This window comes from Bradyrhizobium sp. CER78, from assembly GCF_029846235.1.
Taxonomy (GTDB): Bacteria; Pseudomonadota; Alphaproteobacteria; order Rhizobiales; family Xanthobacteraceae; genus Bradyrhizobium.
Map to the genome: position 1 here is coordinate 57,981 of NZ_JARVWP010000004.1, position 20,016 is coordinate 77,996.

At 64.6% G+C, this 20,016-nt stretch carries 19 protein-coding genes; 3 read left to right on the forward strand and 16 right to left on the reverse strand.

The genetic code is table 11. From position 1 onward, the window contains the following. Nucleotides 1-28 precede the first annotated feature (28 nt). The gene (locus QDT69_RS09045; protein ID WP_279706254.1) at nucleotides 29-1,708 is read right to left on the reverse strand and encodes a glutamine--tRNA ligase/YqeY domain fusion protein; all 1,680 of its coding nucleotides are present in this window, start codon (nucleotides 1,706-1,708) and stop codon (nucleotides 29-31) included. Between the two features lie 165 nt (nucleotides 1,709-1,873). Here QDT69_RS09045 and gltX point away from each other — a divergent pair, with 165 nt between their 5' ends. Further along, on the forward strand, nucleotides 1,874-3,295 hold the full coding sequence (gltX, locus tag QDT69_RS09050; protein ID WP_279706255.1) for a glutamate--tRNA ligase: 1,422 nt from the start codon (nucleotides 1,874-1,876) through the stop codon (nucleotides 3,293-3,295). A 160-nt stretch (nucleotides 3,296-3,455) separates the two neighbouring features. Continuing rightward, a complete protein-coding gene (gltA, locus tag QDT69_RS09055) occupies nucleotides 3,456-4,757 on the forward strand; it encodes a citrate synthase (RefSeq protein ID WP_279706256.1) in 1,302 nt (433 codons plus the stop codon). 33 nt (nucleotides 4,758-4,790) lie between these two features. On the opposite strand, the gene QDT69_RS09060 is transcribed toward gltA, so the two are convergent. From QDT69_RS09060 to lpxA, 5 genes are all read right to left on the reverse strand, one after another. After that, on the reverse strand, nucleotides 4,791-5,126 hold the full coding sequence (locus QDT69_RS09060; RefSeq protein ID WP_279706257.1) for a metalloregulator ArsR/SmtB family transcription factor: 336 nt from the start codon (nucleotides 5,124-5,126) through the stop codon (nucleotides 4,791-4,793). Between the two features lie 5 nt (nucleotides 5,127-5,131). Continuing rightward, a complete protein-coding gene (locus QDT69_RS09065) occupies nucleotides 5,132-5,788 on the reverse strand; it encodes an SRPBCC family protein (RefSeq protein ID WP_279706258.1) in 657 nt (218 codons plus the stop codon). Between the two features lie 114 nt (nucleotides 5,789-5,902). Further along, nucleotides 5,903-7,081: a lipid-A-disaccharide synthase gene (gene lpxB, locus QDT69_RS09070; protein ID WP_279706259.1), complete on the reverse strand. Its 1,179-nt coding sequence runs from the start codon at nucleotides 7,079-7,081 to the stop codon at nucleotides 5,903-5,905. Next, entirely contained in the window at nucleotides 7,081-7,938 is an 858-nt protein-coding gene (gene lpxI / locus QDT69_RS09075; RefSeq protein WP_279706260.1) for a UDP-2,3-diacylglucosamine diphosphatase LpxI, read from the reverse strand. Before lpxI ends, lpxB begins: the two co-directional genes overlap by 1 nt. A 19-nt stretch (nucleotides 7,939-7,957) precedes the next feature. Further along, nucleotides 7,958-8,752: an acyl-ACP--UDP-N-acetylglucosamine O-acyltransferase gene (lpxA, locus tag QDT69_RS09080; RefSeq protein WP_279706261.1), complete on the reverse strand. Its 795-nt coding sequence runs from the start codon at nucleotides 8,750-8,752 to the stop codon at nucleotides 7,958-7,960. 150 nt (nucleotides 8,753-8,902) lie between these two features. On the opposite strand from lpxA, the gene QDT69_RS09085 reads away from it, so the two are divergent. Beyond that, nucleotides 8,903-9,226, forward strand: a complete 324-nt coding sequence (locus tag QDT69_RS09085; RefSeq protein ID WP_279706262.1) for a KTSC domain-containing protein — start codon at nucleotides 8,903-8,905, stop codon at nucleotides 9,224-9,226. A 16-nt stretch (nucleotides 9,227-9,242) separates the two neighbouring features. On the opposite strand, the gene fabZ is transcribed toward QDT69_RS09085, so the two are convergent. The 10 genes from fabZ to tsf all read right to left on the reverse strand — a co-directional run bounded on the left by fabZ (nucleotide 9,243) and on the right by tsf (nucleotide 19,936). Further along, nucleotides 9,243-9,701 (reverse strand): 3-hydroxyacyl-ACP dehydratase FabZ, encoded by a 459-nt coding sequence (gene fabZ, locus QDT69_RS09090; RefSeq protein WP_279706263.1) that lies wholly within the window; start codon nucleotides 9,699-9,701, stop codon nucleotides 9,243-9,245. After that, complete coding sequence (gene lpxD / locus QDT69_RS09095) at nucleotides 9,701-10,762, reverse strand: UDP-3-O-(3-hydroxymyristoyl)glucosamine N-acyltransferase (RefSeq protein WP_279706264.1); 1,062 nt, start codon at nucleotides 10,760-10,762, stop codon at nucleotides 9,701-9,703. Before lpxD ends, fabZ begins: the two co-directional genes overlap by 1 nt. A gap of 32 nt (nucleotides 10,763-10,794) precedes the next feature. Beyond that, a complete protein-coding gene (bamA, locus tag QDT69_RS09100; protein ID WP_279706265.1) occupies nucleotides 10,795-13,338 on the reverse strand; it encodes an outer membrane protein assembly factor BamA in 2,544 nt (847 codons plus the stop codon). Between the two features lie 176 nt (nucleotides 13,339-13,514). Beyond that, nucleotides 13,515-14,666 carry an RIP metalloprotease RseP gene (rseP, locus tag QDT69_RS09105; RefSeq protein ID WP_146985734.1) on the reverse strand — a complete coding sequence of 384 codons (1,152 nt, stop codon included), beginning with the start codon at nucleotides 14,664-14,666 and terminating at the stop codon, nucleotides 13,515-13,517. Nucleotides 14,667-14,711: 45 nt separating this feature from the next. Continuing rightward, nucleotides 14,712-15,938 carry a 1-deoxy-D-xylulose-5-phosphate reductoisomerase gene (gene dxr, locus QDT69_RS09110; protein WP_279706266.1) on the reverse strand — a complete coding sequence of 409 codons (1,227 nt, stop codon included), beginning with the start codon at nucleotides 15,936-15,938 and terminating at the stop codon, nucleotides 14,712-14,714. A gap of 4 nt (nucleotides 15,939-15,942) precedes the next feature. Continuing rightward, entirely contained in the window at nucleotides 15,943-16,815 is an 873-nt protein-coding gene (locus QDT69_RS09115) for a phosphatidate cytidylyltransferase (protein ID WP_279706267.1), read from the reverse strand. Continuing rightward, complete coding sequence (locus QDT69_RS09120; RefSeq protein WP_279706268.1) at nucleotides 16,812-17,570, reverse strand: isoprenyl transferase; 759 nt, start codon at nucleotides 17,568-17,570, stop codon at nucleotides 16,812-16,814. The genes QDT69_RS09115 and QDT69_RS09120 overlap by 4 nt, the downstream gene beginning before the upstream one ends. Nucleotides 17,571-17,589: 19 nt before the next feature. Next, entirely contained in the window at nucleotides 17,590-18,153 is a 564-nt protein-coding gene (gene frr / locus QDT69_RS09125; protein ID WP_024583513.1) for a ribosome recycling factor, read from the reverse strand. A gap of 73 nt (nucleotides 18,154-18,226) precedes the next feature. After that, nucleotides 18,227-18,943, reverse strand: coding sequence for a UMP kinase (gene pyrH / locus QDT69_RS09130; RefSeq protein WP_279706271.1), 717 nt, complete (start codon nucleotides 18,941-18,943; stop codon nucleotides 18,227-18,229). Nucleotides 18,944-19,012: 69 nt separating this feature from the next. Next, on the reverse strand, nucleotides 19,013-19,936 hold the full coding sequence (gene tsf, locus QDT69_RS09135; protein WP_279706272.1) for a translation elongation factor Ts: 924 nt from the start codon (nucleotides 19,934-19,936) through the stop codon (nucleotides 19,013-19,015). Between the last annotated feature and the right edge of the window lie 80 nt (nucleotides 19,937-20,016).

A 20,016-nucleotide genomic window follows, 5' to 3' on the forward strand; every position in this document is an offset into this window, starting at 1 on the left:
CTCCGTCCGTTATCCGCGCGGGACCAAGCTAGCCCTTGCCGCCGACTTCCTTGGCGAAGGTGTCGCGCAGGCCGATGGTGCGGTTGAACACGAGCTTGTCCGGCCTCGAATCCGCATCGCGCACGAAATAGCCCTGCCGCTCGAACTGCATCGCGTCAGGTGAATTGCCCTCGGCGATCGCAGGCTCGACCCGCGCATCGCTGAGCACTTCCAGCGACTGCGGATTGAGGTCGGCGGCAAAATCGGCGGCGTTCGGGCTCGGGTTGGCGAACAGCTGATTGTAGACGCGGATCTCCGCCGGCTTCGACTGTGCCGCCGGCAGCCAGTGCATCGTCGCCTTCACCTTGCGGCCGTCGGGCGCATTGCCGCCCTTGGTCAGGGGATCGTAGGTCGCGCGGAGCTCTGCGATCTCGCCGGCGTCGTTCTTGATCACGCCCGTGCACTTGATGAAATAGGCATAGCGCAGCCGCACCTCGTTGCCGGGCGAGAGGCGGAAGAACTTCTTCGGCGGGTTCTCCATGAAGTCGTCGCGCTCGATAAAGAGCTCGCGGCCGAACGCGATTCTGCGGGTGCCGGCTTCCGGATTGTCGGGATGGTTGATCGCCTCGATCTCCTCGACCTGGCCTTCCGGATAGTTCTCGATCACGACCTTGAGCGGCCGCAGCACCGCCATGCGGCGCAGCGCGGTGCGGTTCAGCTCCTCGCGGATGCAGAATTCGAGCATGCCGACGTCGACCACGCTGTTGGCCTTGGCGACGCCGATGCGCTTGATGAACTCGCGCACCGCGGCCGGCGGCACGCCGCGCCGCTTCAGGCCGGCGATGGTCGGCATGCGCGGATCGTCCCAGCCCGAGACATGCCCGTCACGGACGAGCTGGGTCAGGACGCGCTTCGAGAGCAGCGTGTAGGTTAGGTTCAGTCGCGCCATTTCGTACTGGCGCGGCGTCGAGGGCACCGGCAGCTTGTCGAGCAGCCACTCATAGAGCGGACGGTGGTCCTCGAACTCCAGCGTGCAGATCGAATGGGTGATCCCCTCGATCGCGTCCGACTGGCCGTGCGCGTAGTCGTAGCTCGGATAGATCGACCATTTGTCGCCGGTGCGCGGATGGTGGGCATGCAGGATGCGGTAGAGCACGGGGTCGCGCAAATTGATGTTGCCCGCCGCCATGTCGATCTTGGCGCGCAGCACGCGGGTACCGTTCGGAAACTCGCCGGCCTTCATGCGGCGGAACAGGTCGAGGTTCTCCTCGACCGAACGGTCGCGGAACGGCGAGTTCTTGCCGGGCTCGGTCAGCGTGCCGCGGGACGCGCGGATCTCCTCCTGCGACTGGTCGTCGACATAGGCATAGCCGGCCTTGATCAGGCCCTCGGCCCAATCATACAGGCGCTCGAAATAGTCAGACGCATAGAAGAGGTTCTTGCCCCAATCGTAGCCGAGCCAATGGACGTCGGCCTGGATCGAGTCGATGTACTCCTGCTCCTCCTTGGTCGGATTGGTGTCGTCGAAGCGCAAATTGCACTGGCCGCCGAACTCCTGCGCGATGCCGAAATTTAAGGCGATCGACTTGGCGTGGCCGATATGCAGGTAGCCGTTCGGCTCCGGCGGGAAGCGGGTCACGATCCGGTCGTGCTTGTGGGAGGAGAGATCGGCCTGGACGATGTCGCGGATGAAGTCGCGCCCTGCCTCTGCCGTCGTGTCAGTCGTCATCAAAGGGTTCCCTGGAGGATTAGGCCCAACCTTCTGCCAAATTCGTGCCGTCCGGCCAAGCCCGGTTTCGAGCCGGTTTGACGGGCAAAAGGTCAACCGAGGCTTTAGTTATGTCCGGTTCCTGCTATACACCACCGCCCGTTCCCGCATACGTCTCGCTCGATCATGGCCAATCCCGTCGTTACCCGCTTCGCCCCCTCACCGACCGGCTTCCTCCATATCGGAGGTGCCCGCACCGCGCTGTTCAACTGGCTCTATGCCCGGAAGCTCGGCGGCAAGATGCTGCTCCGGATCGAGGACACCGACCGTGAACGCTCCACCAAGGAGGCGATCGACGCCATCCTCGACGGCCTGAAATGGCTCGAGCTCGATTGGGACGGCGACGTCATCTACCAGTTCAGCCGCGCCGCCCGCCATCGCGAGGTCGCCGAGGGCCTGCTCGCCGCCGGGCGCGCCTATTACTGCTACGCCACGCCCGAGGAGCTGGCCGCGATGCGCGAGAAGGCCCGCGCCGAGGGGCGCACCCGGCTCTATGACGGCATGTGGCGTGACCGTGATCCGGCCACCGCGCCCTCGGACGTCAAGCCGACCATCCGCCTGAAAGCGCCGCAGACCGGCGAGACCGTGATCGAGGACCAGGTCCAGGGCCGCGTGGTCTGGCAGAACGAGAACCTCGACGACCTCGTCCTGCTGCGCGGCGACGGTACCCCGACCTACATGCTCGCGGTCGTGGTCGACGACCACGACATGGGCGTCACCCATATCATTCGTGGCGACGACCACCTGATCAACGCCGCGCGCCAGAAGCAGATCTACGACGCGCTGGAGTGGGAGCTTCCGAGCATGTCCCACATTCCGCTGATCCACGGCCCCGACGGCTCGAAACTGTCGAAGCGCCATGGCGCGCTCGGCGTCGATGCCTACCGCGCGCTCGGCTATCTGCCGGCCGCCCTGCGCAACTACCTCGTCCGGCTCGGCTGGAGCCATGGCGACCAGGAGATCTTCTCGACCCAGGAGATGATCGACGCGTTCGATCTCCCGGGCATCGGCCGCTCGGCGGCCCGGTTCGATTTCGCCAAGCTGGAGAACCTCAACGGTCACTATATCCGGCAGAGCGACGATCAATCCCTCGTGACCCAGTTCGAGAGCGTGCTGGACTATGTTCCTGAAGGCGCCGCGCTTAAGGCCAAGCTCAACGACACCACCCGCGCGCAGTTGCTGCGCGCAATGCCGAGCCTGAAGGAGCGCGCCAAGACGCTGATCGAGCTGATCGCGGGCGCCTACTTCATTTTCGCCGATCGGCCGCTCGAGCTCGATCCGAAAGCGGCAGCGCTACTCACGCCGGAAACACGCGCATTGATCGGCCGGCTGCGCACCGCGCTGGAAACCGTGAATGACTGGACCGCGGAAACCACCGAGACCGCCATGCGGAATTTCGCCGAGCAGAACAATCTGAAGCTCGGCGGCGTCGCCCAGCCGCTGCGGGTGGCGCTGACCGGACGCACAACGTCGCCGGGCATCTTCGACGTGCTGGCCGTCCTGGGACGCCAGGAGTGTCTGGCCCGCCTCGCCGATCAGGCGGCGTAATCCTGCATGGACCCCCTCCAGGGTCCATCTTGCAGCGCACATTGCAATGAGCTACCCATCCCCGGACGCTTTCTCAACAAGCCGTTCCGCCCGGCCATGGGCCGCACATTAGCGACTGGGCATGGTCGGTTTTCGCAACGAATTCATCGGGGATATCGCGATGGACGCAAAATCCAGCAAGACAGCCACACTCACCATCGGCAACAAGAACTACGATTTCCCGATCCTGAGCGGCACGGTTGGGCCTGATGTCATCGACATCGCCAAGCTCTACGGCCAGGCCGGGGTGTTCACCTACGACCCCGGCTTCACCTCGACCGGCAGCTGCCAGTCGAAGATCACCTACATCGACGGCGATGCCGGCGTTCTCGAATACCGCGGCTATCCGATCGAGCAGCTCGCCGAGCACGGCGACTTCCTCGAGACCTGCTACCTGCTGCTCTACGGGGAGCTCCCGACCCCGGCGCAGAAGAAGGACTTCGACTACCGCGTGATCCATCACACGATGGTGCATGAGCAGATGGCCCGCTTCTTCCAGGGCTTCCGCCGCGACGCTCATCCGATGGCGATCATGGTGGCGGCCGTCGGCGCGCTGGCTGCGTTCTACCACGACTCCACCGACATCAACGATCCGCGGCAGCGCATGATCGCCTCGATGCGGATGATCGCGAAGGTGCCGACGCTGGCGGCGATGGCGTACAAGTACACCGTCGGCCAGCCCTTCATCTATCCGAAGAACTCGCTCTCGTTTGCCGAGAACTTCCTCAACATGTGCTTCGCGGTGCCCTGCGAGGAGTACAAGATCAATCCGGTGCTCGCCGACGCACTCGACAAGATCTTCATCCTGCACGCCGACCACGAGCAGAACGCCTCGACCTCGACGGTGCGTATCGCCGGCTCCTCGGGCGCCAACCCGTTCGCCTGCATCGCGGCCGGCATCGCCTGCCTGTGGGGCCCGGCGCATGGCGGCGCCAACGAGGCTGCGCTCAACATGCTCTACGGCATCGGCAAGGTCGAAAACATTCCGGACTTCATCGCCAAGGTGAAGGACAAGAACAGCGAAGTCCGCCTGATGGGCTTCGGTCACCGCGTCTACAAGAACTACGACCCGCGCGCCAAGATCATGCAGAAGATGTGTCACGCGGTGCTCAAGGAGACCGGCCATGGCGACGATCCGATGCTCAAGGTCGCGATGGAGCTCGAGAAGATCGCGCTCAGCGATCCCTACTTCATCGATCGCAAGCTCTACCCGAACGTCGACTTCTATTCGGGCATCACGCTGAAGGCGATGGGTTTCCCGGTCTCGATGTTCACCGTGCTGTTCGCGGTCGCCCGCACCGTCGGCTGGATCAGCCAGTGGAGCGAGATGATCGAGGATCCGCAGCAGAAGATCGGCCGTCCGCGCCAGCTCTACACCGGCGTCGCGCGCCGCGACTATGTGCAGATCGACAAGCGCAAGTAAGCTGCATTTCTGAGTGAGTCCGAGACGGCGCCGTCATTCCTGACGGCGCCGTTTTCGTTTGCCGCGCGCGACTTCGGTCGCGAGCGCATCGAGGCGCGGCAGCCAGAACGCCCTGAAGCGGTCGAGCCAGTCGTCGACCTCGCGCAGCCGCTGTGGCTCCACGGCATAGATCCGGCGGGTACCGTCGGCGCGCACCGACGCGAAACCGGCCTCGCGCAGGATTCGCAGCTGCTGCGAGACCGCCGATTGCGTGATACCGAATTCGCGCTGCACGACGGCGACGACATCGCCCGAACTGTGCTCGCCGGTCGCCAGCAGCTCCAGGATGCGCCGGCGGACGGGATCGCCGAGGATGTCGAAGGCATGCACGCGCGCTAACCTCCGCCCGGCTCAGGCTCGCCGCAATAGAACGCCGTGGTGTTGGCCTCTGCGCGCCGCGCGGCGCTCTCGTCGGTCCCAGCCTTGATCGAAGCCCGGCACCAGTCTGCGCTGCTGCGGCGGATGAAATCCTTGCCGTCGTCCGAGCCGGGCCAGGCCGCGGCCGCCGCGCGGTCGAAAAGCTGTCCCGGCGCTGTGGCGAGGCACAAAGCGAGCCCCATCAAGGCGAGGTCCCAGCCAACGCCGACTGCGCCAGGCCCATAGCGGTCCCAGAAGTCACCTTCGATGAGCGAGAGATGCTCAAGTTCCAGACGGGTTCCTCTGGAACCGTCATCAGCCAAGGTTACGGTCAACCAGCTGACGGTGCCCATCGCCTCCCAAGTCACGGCAAGCCGGCGCGGCGGCTCACACGTCGTGATCTCGCCGCCCGCCTGGCCCTGGAACTGGTAGCGGCCGCCGAGCTTCAGATCGCCCGAGATCGGCAGAAACCAGCGTGGAATGCGCTCGGGATTGGTCAGCGCGTCCCAGAGATCGGCAATGTCGGTGTCGTAGCTGCGCGTTGCAATCACCGCCCGCGCCGGTTTGCCGTCGCGCTCCCGGACGGCGACTTCACGAACGACGGCTCCGACATAGGCGACAGGATCGATCTTCATGGAGGGCTCCATAGCAATATTAGATAACGCTAATATTAGCGTAGTCTAAATATTCGAGGCAAGCGGAACCGTTGCGGCGGTATATCGCCGCTGAATGAAGACATGATCGATTGGCTAGGTCGGACGCCGGCCCAGTTCGGCCAGCACGATGTCGGCGGCGCGGACGCTCGGCGGCTGGTCGCCGGTCGACATCTTGCCGTCCATCGTCGCGAACGCCACCAGCTGCCGCAGACGCTCCGGTGAATCCTTGATCACGTCGACCAGCGCCTGCGCGAGCTTGTCCGGGGTGCAGTTCTCCTGCAGGAACTCCGGGATGATGTCGCTGCCGATCACGAGATTGGCGAGGATCACCGACGACACCCGGATCGCGCGGCGCAGGATGAACGCCTCGGCGGCGCCGACGCGATAGGCCGTCACCATCGGAATCCCTGACAGTGCGAGCTCCAGCGTCACCGTGCCCGACTTCGCGAGCGCCGCGCGCGCCACGCGAAATGCGGCGCGTTTCTCGGTCTCGCCGATCGCGAGCCGCGGCGCCACCGGCCAGGACGCGACGCCTTCACGCACCATCAGCTCGAGATGCGGCATGGTGGGAAGCACGAGCTCGAAAGGGATTTGCTGGCTGAGCTGGCCGAGCGCGGCGCCGAACAGCGCCAGATGATGCCTGATCTCGCTGCGCCGGCTTCCGGGCAGAACCAGCAGAACCGGCGGCTGCGCGTCGCGCCGCCTCTGCTCCTCCTCGTTCGGCCGCAGCGAGGCGAGCTGCTCGGTCAAGGGATGGCCGACATAGCTGCATGGCGGTCCCTGCAGCTCGCGATACTCCTCCGGCTCGAACGGCAGCAGCGCGAGCACATGATCGACATAGCCGCGCATCGCGCGCGCCCTGCCCGGCCGCCAGGCCCAGACCGACGGCGACACGTAATCGACGATCGGAATGTCCGGATTGCGCGCGCGAACGCGGCGGGCGACGCGATGCGTGAAGTCGGGGCTGTCGATGATGACCAGCATGTCGGGCGGATCGGCGAGCACGGCGCCGGCGGTACGGCTGATCAACCGCAGGATTTTCGGCAATTGCTTCACGACCGCGGAAAGGCCGACGATCGAGAGTTCTTCGATCGGGAATAGCGTGTCGATGCCCTCACCTGTCATCGCCCGGCCACCGACGCCGGAAAACTGCACGGCATCGCCGAGCCGCTGGCGCAGCACCTTCATCAGCGCCGCGCCGAGGCGGTCACCGGATTCCTCGGTCGCGATGAGGAAGACCTTGCGGCCGGTGCTGGGACTGCGCGCCTGCATCAGCCCGCCAGCCCGATGACGAACAGCCCCTTGGCGTCTGCGGCCTCGATCAGGGCCTGAGGTTCGGCGGCAAGCGTATTGCCGGCAATCACGGCGATCCCGGCGATCCCCGCCGCTGCCGCGCCCTCGACCGTGCGCGGACCGATGGTCGGCAGATCGAAGCGCAGATCCTGCTTGCTCTTCGGCGCCTTCACCAGCACGCCGCGGCCGGCCTTGGCACGGATCCGCCCCTCGGCACGCAGCCGCGCTACGCGCGCGAGCAGCCCGTCGGTGCCTTCGATGTCTTCAACCGCAACCACGTGACCGTCGATCACCACGGCCGCCTGGCCGATGTCGAACGGCCCGAGCGCGTCGAGCACGCCGCGGCCGCGCGCGATGTCGGCGAGCGCTGCACTGTCCGGCGACGCGCGCGTCACGGCGCCCTCCGGCATCAGCAGATCGGGCGCGACATCCTTGATCCCGACCATACGAAATCCCTGCTGCTCAAGGATGCGGCCGACGCTCGACAGCAAATGATCGTCGCCGCCGCGAAACGCGCGCACGACATGACCAAGCAGGCGTAGCGTCCCCCAGTCGAGCCGGATCTCCGACAGCGCCGGACGCACCAGGGTGCCAATGAAGATCAGGTCGCGGCAGCCCTCGTCGCGGAACAGCCGGGTCGCCCGTCCGAGTTGGCCGACCGAGATCCAGCGATGACGAAACTTCTGCAGGCGCGCGGGATCGCAGGCGCCGCGCAACGCGAACAGCACCGGCGTGATGCCACGCGCGGTGAGCTGATCGGCGACCGCAAACGGCATGGCGCCGCCGCCGGCGATCACGCCGACGGGCGAGGAAAGCGAGGGAGCCGCTGACGTCATGCTGGCGGCCATCCCCTGCTCAATTGGTATCGGCGGGAAGACAGAGCGGCCGCAGCTTGCCGCCCTCGATGAAGGTGAGGATTTCCGCGATCGCGGGATCCTCGTCCGCCAGCGGCTGCACCGATGCCAGCCGCTCGGCGAAGATGCCGGGGCCGTGGAACAGCTTTTGATAGAACGCGCGCACCGTTGCGAGCCGCGCCTTGGTGAACTGGCGGCGTCGCATGCCGATGATGTTGAGGCCTTCGAGGACCGCGTACTGGCCGTTGGCCAATCCGAACGGGATGATGTCGCCGCGCACGCCGCAGACGCCGCCGATCATCACCTGCGAACCGACGCGGGTGAACTGGTGTACCGCCGACAGGCCGCCGATATAGACGAAGTCGCCGATCTCGCAGTGGCCGCCCAGCGTCGCTGATGTCGCGAAGATCACGCCGTTGCCGACCATGCAGTCATGGCCGACATGGCTGTTGTTCATGAAGAAGCCGCGATCGCCGACGCGGGTGAGCCCGCCGCCCTTGATCGTGCCGACGTTCATCGTGACGCCCTCGCGGATCGTGCAGGCTTCGCCGACTTCGAGACGGGTCGGCTCGCCGCGATAGCTGAGATCCTGCGGCGGCCCGCCGAGCGCGGCAAACGGCGAGATGACGCAGCCGGCGCCAATCTTGGTATGCCCGCTGACCGTGACGTGCGCGATCAGCTTGCAGTTCTCACCGAGCACGACATTGGGGCCGATGATGCAGTACGGACCGATCTCGGTGCCGGCCCCGATCACAGCGCCATCCGCAATCCGCGCAGTGGGGTCGATCATGCTCATGAAGTTTTCGATCCGGAATTCGTTAAAGGCGCCAAGGTACTATCAAGGCACAATGCTGTCGATTTGGGCGGTCGTTAGCGCGACTTTGACCGCCCTGTCCAGTGACGTATCATGACGGCCTGTTGCAAACGAGAAGGTCGCAACCGATCCATGGTCCGGGCCGCCGCGCTGATCCTCAGCCTGCTCTCTGCGCCGATCGGCCCGGAGACCGTCGACCTCGGCAACAGCACGACGGTCGATCTCTCGCGCTTCGACTGCCGCGATATCAATCGCAGCACGATCGTCCAGCGCGTCTGCTACAGCGTGGCCGAACGCACGCTGCTGGTCGCAGTCAGAGGCAGCTACCAGCACTATTGCGGCGTGCCTACTGAAACCTACGACGCGCTGATGATCGCACCATCGATGGGCGTCTTCCTCAACCGCGTCCTGCGCATCGCCGGCGCGGATGGTCGGTACACCTGCCGGACGTCGTGAGCCCGGCGAAAGCGCTTTAGTCCGTCAGCATCGCGCCGACATCGGCCTCGGCGACCACCTGGCCGTTGACCTTGGCATCGCCGTGAAACCACCACATCGTCTTGCGGCGGCCGAGCGAGCGCATGTGATACTCGATGGTGTCGCCCGGCATCACCGGCTTCCTGAACTTGCACTTGTCGATGGTGAGGAAATACACCGCGCGCGGCTTCTCGGTGCCCTCCACCGACTTGATTCCGATCACGCCGGCGGTCTGCGCCATCGCCTCGATCATCATGACGCCGGGATAAACCGGGCGCTCCGGGAAATGTCCCTGGAACGGCGGCTCGTTGAAGGTGACGTTCTTGATGCCGATGCCGCTGTAGTCGGTGCGGATCTTGATCACGCGGTCGATCAGCAACATCGGAAAGCGATGCGGGAGCGTCTTCAGGATATCGTTGATATCCACCAGCTCGAATTTGACCGGTGCCTCCTCCATCACTCCTGTTCCTTGCCCTTGGCTTCGTTGTCGCGCACCAGGCGCTCCACTGCGATAATTTCCCTGAACCACTGCTTGGTCGGCTTAGCGAAATGCCCGCCCCAGCGGCCATTGGCCGGGATATCGTCCTTGACCGCACTCATCGCCGTCACTTGGGCGCCGTCGCCGATCTTGAGGTGGTTGTTGATGCCCACCTTGGCGCCGAGCGCGACATTGTCGCCGATCGTCAGACTGCCGGCGAGCCCGATCTGGGCCGCGAGCAGGCAGTGCCGGCCGATGGTGACATTGTGGCCGATCTGGACCTGATTGTCGATTTTGGTGCCCTCGCCGATCACGGTGTCGCGCAGGGAACCGCGGTCGATGGTCGAGGCGGCGCCGACCTCGACATTGTTCTGGATCACCACGCGGCCGGTCTGCGGTACCTTCACGTGGCCTTTGGGCCCGAAGAAGATGAAGCCGTAGCCGTCCTGGCCGATATTGCAGGCGGGGTGGATCAGGACGTTGTTGCCGATCAGCGCGAACTGAATGGTGGTCTTGGCGCCGACATTGCAGTCGCGGCCGATCTTCACGTCGGCACCGATCACTGCGCCGGCGCCGATGATGGTGCCCGAGCCGATCTCGACCCGCGGGCCGATCACGACCAGCGGATCAACGATGACACCGTCCTCGAGACGTGCAGTCGGATCGATGATCGCCGACGGGGCGATCCCCTCGGTATCGAACCAGGATTGCGGGCGCAGCGCATCGGCGTGCCATTCGCGGGCAAGCTCGACGAACACCTGGAACGGCTTTGCGGCGCGCAGCACGGCGGTGCCCTTCGGCACCTGCGCCTCGAAGCGCGGGCTGACCAGGCAGGCGCCGGCCTTGGTCGCGGCAAGCTGGTCGGCGTATTTGAGATTGTCGAAAAACGCGAGATGCATCGGACCGGCCTCGTCGAGCGAGGCCAGCCCCCTGATCTCATGCGCGCCCCTTTCGGGGTCGACCAGTTGCGCCTTCGTCAGCGCGGCTATTTCAGCCAGCGATGACGAAGGAGGACTCTTGAAGAAGATCGGCTGCGCCATTCCATCCGTCGCAGTCCGGCCGGGTCGCGGTGTTAGAAAGTCGTACCGCCACCAAACCGGAATTCTTGCACGCGGTCATACGCACCCTTGGTCAGCGGTATCGCGTAGTCGAAGCGCAGCGGACCAAACGGCGACTGCCAGATCAGGCCGACACCGACCGAGGTACGAACGACCTTGCTGTCGTCATAGCTTAGACCAAGGCAGGTGCCTGGAGTCGGCGGGTTGTTCGTCGGCTTGATGCAGCCAGGCTGATTGACTTCGCCCGTCGCCGCCCACGAGGTCGGGCCCTTGTAGTCGTACAGCCCGCCGGCGTCGGCGTAGACCGCGCCCTTGAGCCCGACTTCCTTCGGCAGGAACCAGAACGGCATCTGCAGTTCCGCCGACACGCCCCAGTACTTGGTGCCGCCGATGGCGTCCATGGTGCCGTACGGGTTGATGTCACGCGGACCGATACCGTTCGGCGCGAAGCCGCGGACCAGGTTCGGGCCCATCTGGAAGTGATCCAGCATACGCAGCTCGTCGCTGCCGAGCTTGTTCAGGATGCCGCCCTGCGCGTGGATCACGCCGACGATGTCGGAGACCAGCGGGGTGTAGTACTTCGCGTCGATCGCGGACTTGATGTAGCTGACGTCGCCACCGACACCGGCGAAGTCCTGCTTGAAGTCGACGATCAGACCGTCGGTCGGGTTCTTGTTGTTGTCGAGGGTGTTGTAGTTGAGCGTGTAGCCGAGCGCCGAGGTCAGCGTCTTGCCACCCGCCAGCTCCTTGCGGACCGGCAGCGAGGCTTCGCCGTCGGAGAAGCAGCCGAGACCATTGGTCGACACCAGGCTGATCCCGTTCAGGTTCGCGTAGGCAGGGCTCGGATTGAACGCCGGATTGGGAGTTACACCGTCAGCGAGGAATGGATTGTTGTTACAGTTGTTCAGCGTCGACGGCAGGGTGATTTCCTGCTGATAGACCGAGTAACGCAGCTGCAGCGACAGATCTTCCCGCAGGCTGAAGCCGAGCCGCGGGCTGAAGCCCAGTGTCTTGGTGCCGTAGGCGATGTAGCTGTTGGACAGCTGCTGGCGCTGGTAGAAATCGAGGCCGAGCGCGACGCGGTAATCGAGCAGATAGGGCTCGACGAACGACAGCGAGTAACCGCGGGCGTACTGGCCGTAGGTCACCGAGGCCTTTGCGAACAGGCCGCGGCCGAGCAGGTTGCGCTCGGAGACGCTGACTTCGGCCAGCGCGCCATCGGTGGTCGAATAGCCGCCCGACACCGAGAAGTCGCCGGTCGACTTCTCCTCGAGATCGACGATCAGGATGACGCGATCGCTGGAGGACCCGGGCTCGGTGGTGATCTTCACGGTCTTGAAGAAGTCGAGGTTCTTCAGCCGGCGCTCGGCACGATCGACCAGCGCACGGTTGTAGGCATCGCCTTCCGAGATATCGAACTCACGGCGGATCACGTAGTCGCGCGTGCGGCTGTTGCCGCGGATGTTGATGCGCTCGATATAGGTGCGCGGACCTTCATCGATCGCGAAGGTGATCGACACCGTGTGATTGTCGAAATTGCGATCGCCGCGCGGCCGAACCACCGCGAACGCGTAGCCGCGGCGGGACGCCTCGATCTGCATCTCCTCGACCGACTTCTCCAGCGCCTCGGCGTTGTAGAGCGAGCCGACATTGACGCGCGAATAGGAGCGCAGCGCGTTCGGATCGAGCGTGTTGATCGACGAGGTGAAGTTGACGGAGGCGACGCGGTACTGCTGGCCTTCCTCGATCTTGAAGGTGACCAGGAAGCCCTTCTTGTCGGGATCGTATTCGGTCAGCGCGGCCACAACCTGGACGTCGGCATAGCCGTTCTTGAGGTAGAAGCGGCGCAGCAGGTCACGGTCGGCCTCGACCCGGTCGGGGTCGTAGACGTCGTTGCCGCCAAGGAAGCTCAGCAGATTCGATTCGCGGGTCTTGATGACGTCGCGCAGACGGGATGCCGAATAGGCATTGTTGCCGATGAACTCGATCGACCGCACGCCGGTCTTCACGCCTTCATTGATCTCGAAGATCAGGTCGACGCGGTTGTTCGGCTGCTCGATGATCTGCGGATTGACCCGCACGTCGTAGCGGCCGGACCGACGGTAGATTTCGGCGATGCGCAGCGCATCCGACTGCACCATCGGACGCGAGAAGGTGCCGCGCGGCTTGGACTGGACTTCGGCGGTGAGTTGCTCGTCCTTGACCTTCTTGTTGCCTTCGAAGGCAACGCGGCCAATCACCGGGTTCTCGACCACGACCACGACGAGGCGTCCGCCCCGCTGGTCAATATGGACGTCCTGGAACAGACCGGTCTCGATCAGCGCCTTCAGACCGTCGTCGATCTGGGCCTGGCCCAGCCGACCGCCCGGTCCGGGATGGAAATAGGAGCGGATGGTTTCGAGCTCGACGCGGCGGTTCCCCTCCACCGTGATCGAATCAACCGTCTGCGCATACGCAGGCGCAGACACAGCTACGGCCGACAGAGTGGCCGCCACCGGCGCGGCGAACATGACCAAGGCGGCGAACAAGCCCCCCCTCACTCGCATTCCAAACATCATGCGCAACGCGCCCTTATCTTAACGATGCCAAGTCGTTCCCCAACGACCCGACAGATTCCCAACCTGCCGCTCAGCTTGTAGCCAAATTTGCCAAGGGGGCAAACTTACTAGAGCTGAACATTTCCATTTTCGTTCCAAGACGTTGCCCATTGGCAACGTCACAGAAAAGCCCCGTTTCAGGACCCGGCGATCCTGAGGATGTCGTTATACGTCGCAAACACCATCAACATCAGAACCAAACCCAGCCCGATTCGGAAACCCACCTCTTGCGTCCGCTCGGAAAGCGGGCGTCCACGGAGCGCCTCCGCGCTGTAGAAAAGCAGGTGTCCGCCATCCAGAAGCGGGATCGGGAACAGGTTCAACAGACCGATCGAGACCGACAGGATGGCGCAAAGATTGACCACGAACTGGAACCCGGCGCTCGCGGCCTGGCCCGAAAGCTTCGCGATTCCAATGACTCCGCTCACCTCGGCCGGATTGCCGGTCCCGACGAAAAGCGACCCCAGGAACTTGAACGTGCTGGAAATGATGTACCAGACCTGCTCGACGCCGATCTTCATGGCCTCGAAGACGCCGACCGGCGCGCTGGATGCTTCGCCGACCTGAGCCTTGTGCTCGATTCCGAGCACGCCGATCTTGTGCGCGTTGCCGAAGGGATCCTTGACCTCCTTCAGCGCCGGCGTCGCCTTGAGCGAGACCACCGCACCGTCCCGCTTCACCTTGAAGCCAAGCTCTGAACCGGCGTTCGACGCTACGATCCGCTGCATGTCAGCGAAGCTCTGGATGGCGCTGCCGTCGATATCCACGACGACGTCGCCGACCTTGAAGCCTGCATTGGCGGCGACGCTCTCGGCGACCAGGCCGTCGACCCGGGCGATCGTGCTGGGCTTGCCGTAATAGAGCGCCATGCCGGCGAAAATCAGAGCGCCGAGGATGAAGTTCGCGATCGGGCCGGCCGCGACGATGGCGGTGCGCTTGCCGACGGATTTGTGATGGAAGCTGCCTTCGCGCTCTTCCGCCGTCATGGCGGCAAGCGTCTCGGTCGACGGCGTCGACGCCTCGCTGTCGTCACCGAAGAACTTGACGTAGCCGCCGAGCGGAATCGCCGAGATCTTCCAGCGAGTGCCATGCCGGTCATTGAAGCCGGCAAGCTCCGGCCCGAAGCCCAGCGAGAAGGTCAGCACCTTCACGCCAGCCCAGCGCGCGACCAGGAAATGGCCAAGCTCGTGGAAGAAAACGACGATGGTCAGGACGAAGAGAAACGGAACGATATAGCCGAGCAGCCCATGGCTCAACGCATTGATACTATGAAGAAAATACTCGGGCATCCGAATTCCCCTCGACAAGAGCGATTAAGCTCCGTCCCCAACCCTCTAGGTTGCCTTTAAGGCAATTTGAGGCAATAGGGCGGCAGCCTTATTTCGCGCGATATGGTCAACGGAAATCGCATCATCCGCCGAGTGCAGTGGTGGCTGATTCCCTGACCTGATCCAATCATTCATCGTCGCCTCGACCAGCCGGGCGATCGCACCGAACTTGATCTTGCCAGCGATAAACGCGGCGACCGCAATCTCGTTCGCGGCATTGTAAACCGTCGTCGCGCCGTGCCCCATCCGCAGCGCCTCATAGGCCAGCCGCAGTCCGGGGAAGCGCTCGAAATCCGGTGCCTCGAAGGTGAGCTGTCCGATCTTGGCGAGATCCAGCTTGGCTGACGGGCCGACGACGCGATCAGGCCAGCCGAGGCAATGCGCGATCGGAATCCGCATGTCAGGCGTGCCGAGCTGCGCCACCACCGAGCGATCCGAGAACTCGACCATGCCGTGGATGATCGACTGCGGGTGCACCAGCACGTCGATCTCGTCGGGCGCCAGGGCGAACAGATAGGACGCCTCGATCACCTCGAGGCCCTTGTTCATCATCGAGGCGGAATCGATCGTGATCTTCTGGCCCATGCTCCAGTTCGGATGCTTCAGCGCCTGTTCCAGCGTGGCCTGCTCGATGTCGGCCGGAGCCCAGGTGCGGAACGGTCCGCCGGATGCGGTGATGATGACCCGCGTCAGTTCCTCGCGATTACCGGAAGCCAGCGCCTGGAACAGCGCATTGTGCTCGGAGTCCGCCGGCAGGATACAGGCGCCGGCCTTCTTGGCCCGCTCCATGAAGATGTCGCCGGCGCAGACCAGGCACTCCTTGTTGGCGAGCGCGACGGTTGCGCCGCGATCGACCGCGGCAAGCGCCGGCTTCAGACCGGCCGCGCCGCTGACTGCCGCCATCACCCAATCCGCCGGCCGTGCGGCGGCCTCGATGATAGCACTCTCCCCGGCCCCGCATTCGATCCGGGTTCCAGCCAGCGCGTCCTTCAGCTCGGAAAGCTTCGCCGGATCGGCGATGGCGGCGAACCGAGCGCCGAACTCTCTGGCGAGCTTTGCGAGGCCTTCAACATTGCTGTTCGCGGTCAGCGCCTCGACCCGGTAGCGGTCGCGCGCGCCACGCAACAGATCCATCGTGCTATCGCCGATCGAGCCGGTGGCACCGAGGACAGTCACGGTCCGCACGGCTGATGCCGCTACGGCCTTGTTGTTACGCAACGGAACTGCGCTCATCTCATCACCAAACCATAAGACCGCGTCCGACGCCATCGGCGCCACCACGGAGAAAGCCGAAAATCGCCGCCACAATGACGGCCGCGACAAATCCGTCCAGGCGATCCAGCAGGCCGCCATGGCCGGGAATGATGTGGCTCGAATCCTTCACCCCGAACCGCCGCTTGACCGCGGATTCGAAGAGATCGCCGAGTTGCGAGACCACCGACAACACGGCTCCGAGCATCAGCAGCGCCCCGGTCGTCCCGATCTCGAAGGCGGCAAAGCCGGCCGCAACAATCAGGCTCGCCACGAAACCGCCGATCGCGCCAGCCCATGTCTTCTTCGGGCTGACCCGCACCCAGAGCTTCGGCCCGCCGATGCTGCGGCCTGCGAAATAGCCGCCGATATCGGTGACCCACACGATCAGCAGCACGAACATCAGCGCGGCGAAGCCCTTCGCCGTATCGAGACGCAGCACGACCGATGCGATCTCGGCGGCCGCGGCATAGAGCAATCCCGCAATTGCCCAGCTGCGCCGCTCGCCCGACGTCAACGCCACCGCGACCACACCGACCACGAGCACGTCCAGGGCCGCATCGATGCGGCCGGCCATCAAACAAAGTCCGATCAGCAGCAGCGCGGCGGCACCGGGCACCACGACGCGGAGTTCGCGTCCGAACCCGGTAACCGCGAGCCATTCCACAAACAGGCCGACCGCCACCAGCGTCACCAACAGCGACCAGGCGACGCCACCCAGATAGGCCAATGCGATCGCAACCGGCGCCAGCACCAGCGCCGCAACCACGCGCATCGCGAGGTTGCGCGACCCCTGCTCGCCTGCTGCCGCCGCGGGCTGCTCGCTTGCTGCCGCAGGTGCGGCTTCGCCCTCGCTCACGAGCCGGTTTTCACGGCGAGACCACCGAACCGGCGCTCGCGCTTGCCATATTCCGCAATCGCGCCCTCGAGCGCCGCCTTGTCGAAATCCGGCCAGTGAATCGGCACGAACACCAGCTCGCTATAGGCGGCCTGCCACATCAGGAAGTTCGACAGACGCTGCTCGCCGCTGGTGCGGATGATCAGATCCGGATCCGGAATGTCGGGCGCATCGAGATAGTGCCCGAGTGTGTCGGCATCGATCGAGTTGGCGTCGCGCTTGCCTTCGGCGACCTCGCGCGCAAGGCGCCGCGCGGCGGCGGCGATCTCCGCTCGCGAACCGTAGTTGAAGGCGACAACAAGGTTGAGCTTGCTATTGTTCCTCGTGAGCTCTTCGGCCTCGTTGAGCAGCGCGCAGATGTCGCCGTCGAGCCCGTCGCGCTCACCGATCACACGCACCCTCACCCCATCGCGGTGCAGCGTCGCCAGATCGTTGCGGATAAAGCGGCGCAGCAGGCCGAACAGATCGCCGATCTCGCTCGCGGGTCGCGACCAGTTCTCCGAGCTGAACGAAAAGATCGTTAGATAGACGATGCCGAGTTCATGGGCCGCACGCACCACGCGGCGCAGCGCCTCGACGCCGCGGCGATGGCCCTCGACGCGCGGCAGGCCGCGCGAAGCGGCCCAGCGCCCGTTGCCGTCCATGATGATCGCCACATGCAACGGACTTCCGGAGCGATCCGGTCCGTCAGTCGCTGGGGCGGCGGCGTTCGACATCGGCTCTTCCCGTACCGTCTCAGACCGTCAGGATTTCCTTTTCCTTGGCAGCAAGCAGCTGATCGATTTCGACGATCATGCCGTCGGTCGCCTTCTGCACCTCGTTCGACAGGCGCTCCTGATCGTCCTCGGATATCTCGTGATTCTTCTCGAGCTTCTTGATCACGTCGAGGCCGTCACGGCGCACATGGCGCACCGCGACCTTGGCCGCTTCGGCGTATTTATGCGCGACCTTGACGAGCTCCTTGCGGCGTTCCTCGTTGAGCTCGGGAATGCGCAGCCGCAGCACCTGGCCTTCGGTCGCCGGCGACAGGCCGAGGTTCGAATCGACGATCGCCTTTTCGACCGCCTTCACCATCGTCTTGTCCCAGACCTGCACCGAGAGCAGGCGCGGCTCGGGCACGCTGATGGTCGCAACCTGGTTGAGCGGCATATGCGAGCCGTAAGCCTCGACCTGGACCGGCTCCAGCATGGACGCCGCAGCGCGGCCGGTCCGCAGACCGCCGAGCTCGTGCTTGAGCGATTGTGTGGCGCCCTGCATGCGGCGCTTCACGTCGTTGATGTCAAAACCAGGTGCGGCCATGACGTTCTCCCTTTCACTAGAAACCGGCTGTCGACGCCCTCGAGCCCAAAATCTGGACCCGGAGGCGCGGCAATCAGCCGGCGACGACCGTGCCGTGTCCGGACCCGCGCAGAATCGCACCGATCGAACCGGGCTCCGCGATCGAGAACACGATGATAGGCAGCGACGTCTCGCGGGCAAGCGCGAAAGCAGTCGCGTCCATGACCTTGTAGCCGCCCTCGATCGCCTGCGAATGGGTCAGGCGGTCGAAGCGCTTGGCTTTGGGGTCCTTCTTCGGATCGGCGTCATAGACGCCGTCGACATTGGTGGCTTTGAGCACCGCCTGCGCGCCGATCTCGGCCGCACGCAGCACGGCGGTGGTATCGGTGGTGAAGAACGGGTTGCCGGTTCCACCGCCGAGCAGGACGATGCGTCCCTCGGCCAGATATTTGTGCGCCGCACCACGGGTGAATAGCTCGGAAATCTCCGGCATCACGAATGCCGACAAGGTCCGCGCCGCCGTCCCCTTGCGCTCGATCGCCGCCTCGAGCGCGAGGCAGTTCATCATGGTCGCGAGCATGCCCATGGTGTCGCCGGTCGGCCGCGACACGCCACGCGAGGACACCTCGACGCCGCGGACGATATTGCCGCCGCCGATCACGACAGCGACCTCGACGCCGAGCTTGCGGGCCGCGATCAGGTCGTCGGCAACGCGGTCGACCGTCGGTTGATCGATACCGAACCCGTGGGAGCCGGCCAGATATTCGCCGGACAGCTTGATCACCACGCGACGATAGATCGGCTCAGCCATGATGCGATCGCTTTCTTATCCCGCGCAGGCAGGCCTCCGGCGCATGCGCCGGACGCCTGGTGTCAGCGGTTACTTCTTGCCGCTGGCGGCGGCGACTTCGGCGGCGAAGTCGCTTTCCTGCTTCTCGATTCCCTCACCGAGAGCATAGTTCACAAAGCCAGCGATTTTGATCGGCCCGCCGACCTTACCCTCAGCTTCCTTCACCGCCTGGGCGACGGACTTGCCGCTGTCGTGGATGAAGGCCTGATCGAGGAGGCAAACCTCCTTGTAGTAGGTCTTCAGGCCGGAATCGACGATCTTCTCGATGACGTTCTCGGGCTTGCCCTGCTGGCGGTACTTGTCGGCCAGCACGTCCTTCTCGCGCTTGACGGTCTCCGGATCGAGCCCGGCCGGGTCGAGCGCCAGCGGCTTCGCCGCCGCGACATGCATGGCGAGCTGGCGGCCGAGCACCGCGAGCTCGTCGGTCTTGCCGGTGGACTCCAGCGCCACGATCACACCGATCTTGCCGGCGCCCTCGATGACAGCGTTGTGGACATAGCTCGACACCACACCCTTGCTCACCTCGAGCGAAGCGGCGCGGCGCAACGACATGTTCTCGCCGATGGTCGCGATCGCGTCCGAGATCGCCCGCTCCACCGTGAAGTCGCCAACCTTGGCGGCCTTAATGGCCTCGACGTCGGAGCCGTGCTTCAGCGCGACCTGAGCAATCATCTTGACCAGGCCCTGGAACTGCTCGTTGCGCGCGACGAAGTCGGTCTCCGAATTGACCTCGACCAGCACGCCCTTGGTGCCGGAGGTCAGCGCGCCGATCAGGCCCTCGGCCGCCACGCGACCGGCCTTCTTCGCAGCCTTGGAGAGGCCCTTCTTGCGCAGCCAATCCTGCGCAGCGGTCATGTCACCGTCGGTCTCGGTCAGCGCCGCCTTGCAATCCATCATGCCCGCGCCGGTCGACTCGCGGAGTTCCTTGACCATCGCTGCAGAGATCGTTGCCATCGTTCCATGTCCTTCTTGCCTGTACAGAAACCGCGGCGCCCGATGGCGCCGCTGTCAGCGACAGGAAAATCGTTGTTCGT

Coding starts and splice junctions, on each gene's coding strand:
- QDT69_RS09045 (WP_279706254.1), bottom strand. CDS start 1,708: ATGACGACTGACACGACGGCAGAGGCAGGGCGCGACTTCATCCGCGAC.
- gltX (WP_279706255.1), top strand. CDS start 1,874: ATGGCCAATCCCGTCGTTACCCGCTTCGCCCCCTCACCGACCGGCTTC.
- gltA (WP_279706256.1), top strand. CDS start 3,456: ATGGACGCAAAATCCAGCAAGACAGCCACACTCACCATCGGCAACAAG.
- QDT69_RS09065 (WP_279706258.1), bottom strand. CDS start 5,788: ATGAAGATCGATCCTGTCGCCTATGTCGGAGCCGTCGTTCGTGAAGTC.
- lpxB (WP_279706259.1), bottom strand. CDS start 7,081: ATGCAGGCGCGCAGTCCCAGCACCGGCCGCAAGGTCTTCCTCATCGCG.
- lpxI (WP_279706260.1), bottom strand. CDS start 7,938: ATGACGTCAGCGGCTCCCTCGCTTTCCTCGCCCGTCGGCGTGATCGCC.
- lpxA (WP_279706261.1), bottom strand. CDS start 8,752: ATGAGCATGATCGACCCCACTGCGCGGATTGCGGATGGCGCTGTGATC.
- QDT69_RS09085 (WP_279706262.1), top strand. CDS start 8,903: ATGGTCCGGGCCGCCGCGCTGATCCTCAGCCTGCTCTCTGCGCCGATC.
- fabZ (WP_279706263.1), bottom strand. CDS start 9,701: ATGGAGGAGGCACCGGTCAAATTCGAGCTGGTGGATATCAACGATATC.
- lpxD (WP_279706264.1), bottom strand. CDS start 10,762: ATGGCGCAGCCGATCTTCTTCAAGAGTCCTCCTTCGTCATCGCTGGCT.
- bamA (WP_279706265.1), bottom strand. CDS start 13,338: ATGATGTTTGGAATGCGAGTGAGGGGGGGCTTGTTCGCCGCCTTGGTC.
- rseP (WP_146985734.1), bottom strand. CDS start 14,666: ATGCCCGAGTATTTTCTTCATAGTATCAATGCGTTGAGCCATGGGCTG.
- dxr (WP_279706266.1), bottom strand. CDS start 15,938: ATGAGCGCAGTTCCGTTGCGTAACAACAAGGCCGTAGCGGCATCAGCC.
- QDT69_RS09120 (WP_279706268.1), bottom strand. CDS start 17,570: ATGTCGAACGCCGCCGCCCCAGCGACTGACGGACCGGATCGCTCCGGA.
- frr (WP_024583513.1), bottom strand. CDS start 18,153: ATGGCCGCACCTGGTTTTGACATCAACGACGTGAAGCGCCGCATGCAG.
- pyrH (WP_279706271.1), bottom strand. CDS start 18,943: ATGGCTGAGCCGATCTATCGTCGCGTGGTGATCAAGCTGTCCGGCGAA.
- tsf (WP_279706272.1), bottom strand. CDS start 19,936: ATGGCAACGATCTCTGCAGCGATGGTCAAGGAACTCCGCGAGTCGACC.